General features: G+C 66.8%; 8 protein-coding genes and 2 riboswitches. Of the genes, 4 read left to right on the top strand and 4 right to left on the bottom strand.

All coding sequences use genetic code 11. The features are described from left to right. Positions 1-182: hypothetical protein (locus V7787_RS50855; protein WP_336095127.1), on the bottom strand; the 182-nt coding region annotated here is incomplete at its 3' end. Between the two features lie 123 nt (positions 183-305). Further along, positions 306-598, top strand: a riboswitch (cobalamin riboswitch). A 278-nt stretch (positions 599-876) separates the two neighbouring features. On the opposite strand from V7787_RS50855, the gene V7787_RS50850 reads away from it, so the two are divergent. Then, a complete protein-coding gene (locus V7787_RS50850) occupies positions 877-3,366 on the top strand; it encodes a ribonucleoside-diphosphate reductase subunit alpha (RefSeq protein ID WP_336095126.1) in 2,490 nt (829 codons plus the stop codon). Between the two features lie 45 nt (positions 3,367-3,411). On the opposite strand, the gene V7787_RS50845 is transcribed toward V7787_RS50850, so the two are convergent. Next, complete coding sequence (locus tag V7787_RS50845; RefSeq protein WP_336095125.1) at positions 3,412-3,855, bottom strand: four helix bundle protein; 444 nt, start codon at positions 3,853-3,855, stop codon at positions 3,412-3,414. Between V7787_RS50845 and V7787_RS50840 the strand changes: the two genes are divergently transcribed. The 3 genes from V7787_RS50840 to V7787_RS50830 all read left to right on the top strand — a co-directional run bounded on the left by V7787_RS50840 (position 3,827) and on the right by V7787_RS50830 (position 6,719). Then, the gene (locus V7787_RS50840) at positions 3,827-4,879 is read left to right on the top strand and encodes a ribonucleotide-diphosphate reductase subunit beta (protein ID WP_336095124.1); all 1,053 of its coding nucleotides are present in this window, start codon (positions 3,827-3,829) and stop codon (positions 4,877-4,879) included. The genes V7787_RS50845 and V7787_RS50840 overlap by 29 nt on opposite strands. Before the next feature lie 167 nt (positions 4,880-5,046). Then, positions 5,047-5,466, top strand: a complete 420-nt coding sequence (locus tag V7787_RS50835) for an acyl-CoA thioesterase (RefSeq protein WP_336095123.1) — start codon at positions 5,047-5,049, stop codon at positions 5,464-5,466. Positions 5,467-5,765: 299 nt separating this feature from the next. Continuing rightward, a complete protein-coding gene (locus tag V7787_RS50830) occupies positions 5,766-6,719 on the top strand; it encodes a glycoside hydrolase family 6 protein (RefSeq protein ID WP_336095122.1) in 954 nt (317 codons plus the stop codon). Positions 6,720-6,770: 51 nt separating this feature from the next. Here the strand turns inward: V7787_RS50830 and V7787_RS50825 are convergent, their stop codons facing one another. Next, positions 6,771-8,900 (bottom strand): TonB-dependent receptor, encoded by a 2,130-nt coding sequence (locus V7787_RS50825; protein WP_336095121.1) that lies wholly within the window; start codon positions 8,898-8,900, stop codon positions 6,771-6,773. 116 nt (positions 8,901-9,016) lie between these two features. Then, positions 9,017-10,165 carry a hypothetical protein gene (locus V7787_RS50820; protein ID WP_336095120.1) on the bottom strand — a complete coding sequence of 383 codons (1,149 nt, stop codon included), beginning with the start codon at positions 10,163-10,165 and terminating at the stop codon, positions 9,017-9,019. Between the two features lie 400 nt (positions 10,166-10,565). Beyond that, positions 10,566-10,720: riboswitch (cobalamin riboswitch) on the top strand. This riboswitch is flagged as partial in the annotation.

Raw genomic sequence — 10,720 nt, 5'->3', positions numbered from 1 at the left:
GCGCGGGTCTCGTCCGCGCGGGCGCGGGCCTGCGGGTCGGAGACGTCGGCGCGCAGTTGCGCCAGCGCGCGTTCGACCACGCCCAGCCGCGACTTCAGTCCGGAGATCTGGGCCAGGGCCACGATCAACAACACCGGCACCAGCAGCAAACCCAATCCCAGCAAGACGATCAGTGCTTCCATCACAATTCCCCGTTCCTTATGAGCGGCACGTTACACCAAGGCGCGGCGTATGGAGGCCCGGTCTTCACCCGCTATATACATTGTTCATTCACCACATATCGCGTTGACGAAATCGAACAACCCCACTATGTTGTGTGCGTCGGTGCCGATTTTGCGATCGGCTGAAAAGGGAAGCCGGTAGGGACGCGCCCGCGAGCACTCGCGGCGAGGTCCGAAGCCGGCGCTGCCCCGCAGCGGTGTGGGAAACGAACGGGTCATGGCACTGGGCGGTACGCCTGGGAAGCGACCCCGGTAGGAGGAACGAGAAGCGGGCGAAGAAAAGTGAGAACCGGGTCGTCTCCTGGCGCTTACTTCTCTTTGCCCGTTTCTCGCTCCGAGTCCCGAGCCCGAAGACCTGCCGACAACCGCGCGTCGCACAACCGCGCGGTACCGGCCCTAAGGAGTCTTCGGGGGAAGACGGCCGGTGTCGCGGCACGACGGGATTCCCGTCGCGCCTGTCCGTTCCGGCGCCATGCGCGGAGCGGACCGTCCCGGACCTCGCGTCTCGGGCCGCGCGACACCCAGCCAGCACACTCCCAAGCTTCGCGCCCGCGGGGGCATGGCCGTGCCATCGATGACGCCGCGCGCGCGGTCCGTCGTCGCTGGCGCGTCCGCGTTCCCCGCTCCGTGCACCAACATGCCCCGGAGTACTGCCATGACCACACTCGCATCCGATCCGTCCGTCGCCCCCGCCACGGACGCCGCGCCCACTTCTTCCGCGGCCAAACCGGCCGCCGCCCGCGCCGCGCAAGAGGCGCCCGGTTTCGCCCTGACCCCGCCCGCGGCCAACCTGACCATGAGCGTGACCAAGCGCAATGGCCGCCGCGAGCCGGTCGATCTGAACAAGATCGTGCGCGCGGTGACCCGCAGCGGCGAAAACCTGTACGCGATCGATCCGATGCGCGTGGCCACCCGCACCATCTCCGGCCTGTACGACGGCGCCACCACCCAGGAGCTGGACGAACTGTCGATCCGCACCGCCGCGCTGCTGACCGCCGAGGAGCCCGAGTACGGCCGCCTGGCCGCGCGCCTGCTGGCCGGGGTGATCGAGAAGGAAGTCGCCGGGGTCGAGATCCACGCGTTCTCGCAATCGATCCAGCGCGGCCATGAGCTGGGCCTGATCAACGAGCGCCTGCTCAACTTCGTCCAGGCCAACGCGCGCAAGCTCAACGACGCCATCGACCGCAGCCTCGACGCCAAGTTCGACTACTTCGGCCTGCGCACCCTGTACGACCGCTACCTGCTGCGCCACCCGACCGCGCGCACGGTGATCGAAACCCCTCAGCAGTTCTTCCTGCGCATCGCCTGCGCGCTGAGCGAAGACGTCGGCGACGCGCTGGCGCTGTACCGGCGCATGGCGCAGCTGGACTACATCCCGTCCTCGCCGACCCTGTTCAACGCCGGCACCACCCACGAGCAGCTGTCGAGCTGCTTCCTGCTCGATTCGCCCGACGACTCGCTGGAAGCCATCTACAAGCGCTACATGGACGTGGCCAAGCTGAGCAAGTTCAGCGGCGGCATCGGCTTGAGCTACACCCGCATCCGTTCGCGCGGCTCGCTGATCCGTTCCACCAACGGCCTGAGCAACGGCATCGTGCCGTGGCTGAAGACGCTCGACGCCTCGGTCGCGGCGGTCAACCAGGGCGGCAAGCGCAAGGGCGCGGCCTGCGTGTACCTGGAGCCGTGGCACGCCGACGTCGAAGAATTCCTGGAACTGCGCGACAACACCGGCGACGAAGCGCGCCGCACCCACAACCTCAACCTGGCCAACTGGATTCCCGACGAATTCATGCGCCGGGTCGAGGCCGACGCCGAGTGGTCGCTGTTCGACCCGTCCAAGGTGCCGCAGCTGACCGACCTGTGGGGCGAGGCCTTCGAGCGCGCCTACCACGCCGCCGAAGCCGCCGGCCTTGCGACCAAGAAGGTCAAGGCGCGCGACATCTACGGCCGGATGATGCGCACCCTGGCGCAGACCGGCAACGGCTGGATGAACTTCAAGGACAAGTCCAACCGCGCGTCCAACCAGACCCTGCGCGAAGGCAACGTCATCCACCTGTCCAACCTGTGCACCGAAATCCTGGAAGTCACCTCGCAGGACGAAACCGCGGTGTGCAACCTGGGTTCGATCAACCTCTCCCACCACGTGGAGATGTTCGAGGACGGCAAGGGCGCGTTCGACTTCGACAAGCTCGCCGAGACCGTGCGCCTGGCCGTGCGCCAGCTCGACCGCGTGATCGATCTGAACTTCTACCCGATCGAAACCGCGCGCCGCGCCAACCTCAAGTGGCGTCCGGTCGGCCTGGGTTCGATGGGCCTGCAGGACGTGTTCTTCAAGCTGCGCCTGCCGTTCGATTCCGATGCGGCGCGCAAGCTGGCGCAGGAGATCGCCGAGGCGATCTACTTCCACGCGCTGTCGGCGTCCAACGAGCTGGCGATGGAGCACGGCAAGCACCCCTCGTTCAACGACACCCGCGCCAGCGTCGGCGAACTGCAGTTCGAAGCCTGGGGCGTGACCCCGTCGCAGCCCGAGCGCTGGGAGACCTTGCGCAAGCGCATCGCCGAACACGGCCTGCGCAACTCGCTGCTGATCGCGATCGCGCCGACCGCGACCATCGCCTCCATCGCCGGTTGCTATGAGTGCATCGAGCCGCAGGTGTCGAACCTGTTCAAGCGCGAGACGCTGTCGGGCGACTTCCTGGTGGTCAACAAGTACCTGGTCGAAGAGCTCAAGAAGCTCGGCCTGTGGACCGCGGAGATGCGCGACCGGATCAAGATGGCCGAAGGTTCGATCCAGTCGGTGACCGAAGTGCCGGAGACCTTGCGTCACGTCTATCGCACCGCGTGGGAACTGCCGATGCGCTCGCTGATCGACATGGCCGCCGAACGCGGCGCGTACATCGATCAGAGCCAGTCGCTGAACCTGTTCATCGAAAGCCCGAACATCGGCCAGCTCAGCTCGATGTACATGTACGCGTGGAAGAAGGGACTGAAGACCACGTATTACCTGCGTTCGCGTCCGGCCACCAAGATCGCCAAGACCACGGTGAGCGCGCCGACCGTCGCCACGCCGAAGCCGGAATACACCACCGATGAGGCGATCGCCTGCTCGTTGGAGAATCCCGAGTCCTGCGAAGCCTGCCAGTAAGGGCTGAGAAGTGAGCGTAGAGGAGTGAGGAGTGAGCAAGAGCGGTCAGGGGTGTCTGGCTGCTCTTCTTAGTACAGTGAGCATGCGGCTGGTTTGGTCGATCAGCGATTTTATTTCCGTCAGATCGGCCGTGCGCAGCCAGCCTGTCCGCTCGCAAATCAGCAACTGGGTGTGCAGTTCCGCCAAGGAGCCGTGTGCAATGGACAGGAACTGCCTTCTCTCGCGTTTGGACTCCCTTGTCCAGCCTTCGGCTGTATTGCTTGGCACGGAAATCGCCGCCCTGGTCAGCTGCGATCTCATACCGAACCGCTCCTCGGTGGGCAACTCTACAGACAACAGACAAACCAATTCGGCGAGCCGAATGGCCTTATTCCAGATCACAGTTTCTTGGTAGTGCACGACAACCTCCTTGCCCCCAAGGTCCCAGATCGCCCGCACACCTGCATTAGGAAAACCGCTCATGTCTTCGTCAGCGACATCCTCGCTCACTCCTCACTCCTCCAAGCTCGACACTAAGCTTCTGGATCCCGGCTTCGACCTCACCCTGCGGCCGATGCGCTACCCGCATTTCTACGAGATGTACCGCGACGCGATCCGCAACACCTGGACCGTGGAGGAAGTGGACTTCTCGCAGGACGTCAACGACCTCAAGCACAAGTTCGGCCCGGCCGAGCGGCATCTGGTCGAGCGTCTGGTCGCGTTCTTCGCCACCGGCGACAGCATCGTTTCCAACAATCTGGTGCTGAACCTGTACCAGCACATCAACGCGCCGGAAGCGCGCATGTACCTGTCGCGCCAGTTGTACGAAGAAGCGCTGCACGTGCAGTTCTACCTGACCCTGCTCGACACCTACCTGCCCGACCCGAACGAGCGCGCCAAGGCCTTCGACGCGGTCGAGAACATCGCCTCCATCCGGGCCAAGGCCGAGTTCTGCTTCCGCTGGATCGATTCGATCCAGAACCTCAAGCGGATCGAGACCCGCGAGCAGCGCCGCCAGTTCCTGCTCAACCTGATCTGCTTCGCCGGCTGCATCGAAGGCCTGTTCTTCTTCGCCGCGTTCGCTTACGTGTACTACCTGCGTTCGCGCGGCCTGCTCAACGGCCTGGCCTCGGGCACCAACTGGGTGTTCCGCGACGAAAGCTGCCACATGGCGTTCGCGTTCGAAGTCATCCGCACCGCGCGCGAGGAAGAGCCCGACCTGTTCGACGCCGACCTGCGCGCGCAGGTGGTGAAGATGTTCGAGGACGCGGTGGATTGCGAGTTCCAGTTCGCCCAGGACGTGCTGTCCGGCGGCGTGGTCGGCCTGTCGCTCAAGGACATGCGCCAGTACCTGGAATACTGCGCCGACCAGCGCATGGCCCAGCTCGGCATGCCCAAGCATTTCGGCGCGACCAACCCGTTCGCGTTCATGGACCTGCAGGACGTGCAGGAAGTGACCAACTTCTTCGAGCGCCGGGTGTCGGCGTATCAGGTTGGCGTGCAGGGCGAAGTGGCGTTCGACGAAGCGTTCTGATCCGCCCCTCTCCCGCCGCTTGAGCCCCTCTCCCGCTTGCGGGAGAGGGGTTGGGGTGAGGGCACGCGCTCCGCCCAAGCAACACCGCACCCCACTACCCGCACCCTAACCCTCTCCCGCAAGCGGGAGAGGGAGCAAAGCAGTACGCTGCAATTCGAGTCTCCCGCATGTTCGACGCAATCCCCCACCCCTCCGCCGAGCCCGCCGCCATGACCGAAGCGCGCATGACCGAGATCGTCTTCCCCGACCACACCAACCACCTGGGCACGCTGTTCGGCGGCCAGGCGCTGGCGTGGATGGACAAGGCCGCCTTCATCGCCGCTTCGCGCTACGCACGCACCACCGTCGTCACCGCGCGCTCGGAACAGATCGACTTCCATTTGCCGGTGCCCAAGGGTGCGCTGGTCGAACTGATCGCGCGGGTGATCGAAACCGGCCGCACCTCGATGCAGGTCGAAGTCGAAATGCACCGCGAAGACCTGCTGACCGGCGAGTCGCAACTGGCCACGCGCGGGCGCTTCACCATGATCGCGCTCGACGCCCACGGCAAACCCACGCCGGTGCCGGCGCTGCCCGACGCCGCCTGATCCGCGGCCGCGCGCCCTGTTCAAGCACGCGCCGGCATGCGGCAACGCGGTAAAACCGAGCGACCGTGAACCCACGCTGCGACCGCCCGCACATTCCCCGGCCCGCGCGCACGCCGCCAAGCTTCGAAATCGATCACGTTCGCGCACGCCGCCCGCATCGGCGGCCGGCGCAGTTGTGCCCGTGTTGTAGTTCGCCCGGCCTGAGTCACGGTTTCGCGCCGAATCCGGCGTGAGGGTGCCGACGCGGGCGCCGTCGCGGCGTCCCGTGCATTCCTCGCCAATGAACAGGATCCGCCGCCATGACCTCGAAGTTCCGCACTCCCCGCGCCTTGCTCGCCTGCGCGCTCGCCACGCTGTGCGCCGCGCCCGCGCTCGCCGCCGACAGTTTCCTTGGCGATCCCGACAACGTCGCCGCGCGCTGGGTCCGCGACAACCCGCGCCATCCGCAACGCGCGCAGATCGCTCAGCGCATCGTCGCCCAGCCGATGGCGCGCTGGGTCGGCGGCGGCAACATCCGCGACTGGGTCGCCGCCTACACCGGCGAAGCCGCGCGCCAGGGCAAGATCCCGATTCTGGTGGCGTACAACATCCCGCAACGCGATTGCGGCCAGTGGTCGCAAGGCGGCGAAGCCAACGCGGCCGCGTATCGGCGCTGGCTGCGCGAGCAGTGGGTGCCGGCGCTGGGCCAGGGCACGGTCGCGGTGATTCTCGAACCCGATGCGCTCATCCACCTGACCCCGGGCTGCCTGGGCCAAGAAGGCATGGCCTCGCGCCTGGATTTGCTCGGCGAAGCGGTCGACCTGATGAAGCAGCAAGCGCCCAACGCTCACGTTTACCTCGACGGCGGCGACGGCCGCTGGAACGGCGCGGACATCATGGTCCCGCGCTTGGTCGCGGCGAACATCCAGAACGCGCGCGGCTTCGCCATCAACGTGTCCAACTACAACAGCACCGCCGACGCGGTGGCGATGGCCGAGCGCATGCGCGCGATGCTGGCCGATCAGTACGGCATCCACAGCCATTACGTGATCGACACCAGCCGCAACGGCGCCAGCCAATACGACGGCCGCGAATGGTGCAACCCGGGCGGCCGCCGACTCGGCCCCGTCCCGCGCCTGGGCGGTGCGGGCGATAGCTTCGACGCCTTGCTGTGGATCAAGACGCCCGGCGCGTCCGACGGCAATTGCGGCATCGGCAAGGGCACCACCTCGGGCGTGTTCTATCCCTCGCTGGCGGGCGAATTGATGAAGTAATCGCCGACCGTCCGCATCGCGGCCGCCACAACGCGGCCGCGATGCATGGACTCAGAACCGGTAATCCACGGTCAGGCTGAGCGTGCGCGGCGCGCCCGGCGCGTTGAACCCATCGACCGAACCGTGCGCGGACGCGAAGTAACGCTTGTCGAACGCGTTCTCCAAACGCAGGCGCCAATCCCAGGCCGCGGTCTGGTAACGCAGATTGAAATCGAAACGGGTGAACGCCGGCAGCGCGCTCAAATTGGTCGGCGCGGCGTATTGCATCGCCACGTGCTGAGCCAGACCGCCGACGCTGAAACCGCTGCCCAGATCGTACTCGGCATACACCGAAGCGCTGTGGCGCGGGGTCAGCGGCGAGGTGCGGCCCTGGAACGCGACGCCGCTGGCGCTGTTGTTGGACTTGGTGATCTCGCCGTCGAGGTAGGCATAGCCGGCGTACAGATCCAGACGCTGCTCCAGCAACGACGCCGCGAAGCCGACTTCGGCGCCGCGGGTGCGCTGGGTGCCGACGCCGATCTGCTTGCGCGGATCGCTCGGGTCGGTGGTCTTGATGTGTTCGCGTTCGGTTTCGAACACCGCCACGTCGAAACTCAGCAAGCCGTCGGCACGGGCGAACTTGTAGCCGACTTCGCGATTGCTGGTGGTTTCCGGGCTCAGGTCGACGTTGACCGTGCTCAGCGGCAGGCTCTCGGCCGAGGGCTGGAACGACTCGCCCCAACTGGCGTAGAACGATTGCTGCGCGCTCGGCATCCAGATCAGGCCCAGGCGCGGGCTGAATTCGCGATCGGTGCGGTCCAGCGCGGGTGCGTTGGGATTGAGCCGGTCGCGGGTCTGCTGGCGATAATCGTCGTAACGCGCGCCGATCACCGCCTTCCACTGCGGGCTCAAGGTGATCTGATCCTGCACGTACAGCGCGGCGTTGCGCAGACGGCTGCGCGCGGCGGCTTCGGCGCGCGGATTGAAGGTCGGCCGGTCGAGCACCGGGTTGAGCAGATCGATCGGCGTGGTGGTGCCGCCGTAACTGGCCTGATCCTTGCGCTCGTAGCTCAGTTCGTTGCCGATCAACAGGCGATGACGCTCGCCTTCGTAGACCAGATCGGTCTGGGCGAACCAGGCCTGCTGGTCGCGGGTGTTGCCGGCATGACGGCGGTTGGACAGCCAGCGGCCGTCGCGCAGGAACGGATTGCCGGTGATCAGGGTGTTGCGGCGTTCCAGCTCGTAGTCGGTGCCGCGCAGGGTCGCGCGCAAGTTCCACTGCTCGCTCAGCGCCTTGCTGTAGGTGGCGTTGAAGATATTGACCCGGGCGATGCTGTAGTCGTCGCGGCGCGCGTCGCTGGAGCCGTAGTAGGTGCCGATCGGAACATCGACCGGCCGGCCGAACAGACTCGGCATGCCGAAATCGGTGACGCGTTCGTCGCGCTGCGCGCTGGCCTGCAGCAGCAATTGGCCGCCGCCGAGGTCGAAGCGGTACGAGGGCGCGATCAGCCAGCGTTCGATGAAGCCTTGATCGCGGAAGGTGTCCGAATCTTCGACCGCGCCGACCAGACGGCCGGCACCGTTGCCGAGCGGTCCGGTCAGATCGAATTCGCCGCGACGGCCGCCTTCGCTGTCGGCGTACAAACGCAGCTTGCCCTGCGCGGTGTCCAGCGGCTGCTTGCTGACCCGATTGATCAGGCCGCCGGAGGAGCCGCGGCCGAACAACATCGCCGCGGTGCCCTTGAGCACTTCGATGCGTTCGGTGTTGGCCAGATCGCGGTAGTACATGGCGTCGTCGCGCACGCCGTCGAGGTATTGATCGGCCAGGGCGCTGAAGCCGCGGATCGCGACCTGATCGCGCTGGCCGTCGCCGTTGTTGAGCGCCACGCCGGGCACCAGCGCGAGCATTTCGTTGAGCGAGCGTCCGCCTTGGGCGTCGATCAGCGCGCGCGGCAGCACCGTCACCGCCTGCGGCACTTCGATCAGCGCGGTGTCGGTCTTGGTCGCGCTGACGCTGCGCTGGGCGCCGAACTTGGGTCCGGCGACGCCGCGGACCTGGATTTGATCGAGCTGGTGGACCGGATCGGCGGCCGAATCGGCGGCGGGCGCCTCATCGGCGGCGGCGGCGAGCGGAGACAGGCACAACGGCAGCAGGGCCAGCGCGAGACGCGCCGGCGCCAGCCGGGAAAGACGGGCGGACATCGGAAACTCCTGAAGGGCTGTTGGCTCGAGCCCCACAGGCGCTCTGGCTGATTCAGGCGGGGATTTTCCGGGCCTGTGTGCGACGCCGCAAGTGCACGGCGGCGCCGGGCGGCCGTTCAGTCGGCCGAAACCGGCGCGGTTTTCTTGCCGGCGTTCTTGCTCTGGGCAGCGTCGGCGGCCTGCTTGGCGCCGTCGACCGAGGCTTCCTCGGCCGGCAACAACTCGGGCAAATCGCGCGCGTACAAATCGGCCGGGCTGTCGGACGGACACGCCTTGTCGGGGAAGCCGAACTGGCCCTGCAGCGCGCTGGCGCATTCGGGCATCGATTCGAAATTCTTGCCGGTGGCCATGCACTGCGCGTCGAAGGCGCGGCGGAAGGCGTCGCGGCGGCGGACGAAATCCTCGCCGCACTTGCGGGTCAGGCGGATGCGGTCGAGATCGTCCTGGGCGGCGTTGGTGCCGTCCAGCCCGTATTGCTTGAGTTCGTCCGGGGTCAGGATGCGCAGATCGCGGTTGGCGATGGTCATCATCAGGTCCGACACCGCGGTGGCCACGCCGTTGCGTTCCAGGTAGTCGCGCACTTGCTGGTTGATCGCGCGCAGTTCGCGGCTGAGCTCGGCGCGCGAAGTCGCGGTGGAACGGTCGCGCATCAGCCGGTGGATGCCGACCTTGCCTTCGACCGAACGGGTATCGCCGGCGGCCAGCACCAACACGCAGGCGCTGTGGCAGACCGAGTCTTCGCGCACCCAGATCGCCCAGCCCGATTCGGCGATCCAGTCGCCGGCGCGGATGGCTTCTTCCACGTGCCCGCCGCTGGAATCGATGTCGAGGATGCGGGTCTGGATCTCCATCCGCGTGGCCATCGCCGAGACCCGCTGCATCAACGCGGTGAAGCCCGCGCCGATCTTGCCCTGGTAGCGCAGACGCACCACTCCGCGCGCCTGACACGGCGAGAGCGCGTCGACCAGGCTGAAGAAATCCAGCGCGGTCAGCCGCTCGCCTTCGCCGTAGCGCGGATAGTCGTATTCGCAGCTGATCCGGGCGATGCCGCCGTCGAGCTTGGCCGGCGGCCAATAGGTGCCCTTGAGGATGTCCTCTTCGCTCGGCGGCACCGGCGCGACCTTGGGCACATCGTTCTGACTGCCCATGGTCACCGGCTCGGCGGAGGCCGCGGCCGAGCGATCCTGCCCGCACGCCACCAGCGCCAGCACGCACATCGCGGATGCGAGCCAGCCAGCCAGCAACGGGGTCCGTTCGAAAAACATGCTCTGTCCACCGGGGTTCGGGATCGCGCGGGACCGTCCTGGCCCGCGCCGCGCGCGCAGCGCCGATGCAAACGTTAGCCGCAGCCCGCGCCAAGCTCAACGGCGAGGTGCGGCGCGGCGATCGGGCATCAGCTTGGGGCTATCTTCGTCGCCGGCGGATGAACGCCAGCCACAGGAAACCGCGGGCGATGCGGGCCGGCGCGCAGGAGCCACGAATCGCAAACTCGGCGGCGGCCGCGAACGCGCTCCGCCTTGGGCGCGGCCACGGCGCGGCGGAAATTTCGCCTCGCGCCATCGCCGCTTCCGACCGAACCGTGTCCCGCCGCCCCGGTTCGGGACACGCCGATTGACTTCGCCCCGGGGCCTGCGTAACTTGGCGCCGTTACGGTGAACATCGCTTCATAAAGATAAAGCGATGGGACACGCCACCCAGGCCTCGCGGCCCAGGTGGCCAGAGGGAATCCGGTGCGAATCCGGAGCTGCCCCGCAGCGGTATGGGAAACGAAAGGGTCTTGGCACTGGGCGTGAGCCTGGGAAGCGGCCTTAGTAGGCTGA

The sequence above is a fragment of the Pseudomonas sp. CGJS7 genome (genome assembly GCF_036961695.1).
The sequence above is the reverse complement of the archived record's forward strand: the minus strand, read 5'-3'. Positions and strand labels throughout refer to the sequence as shown.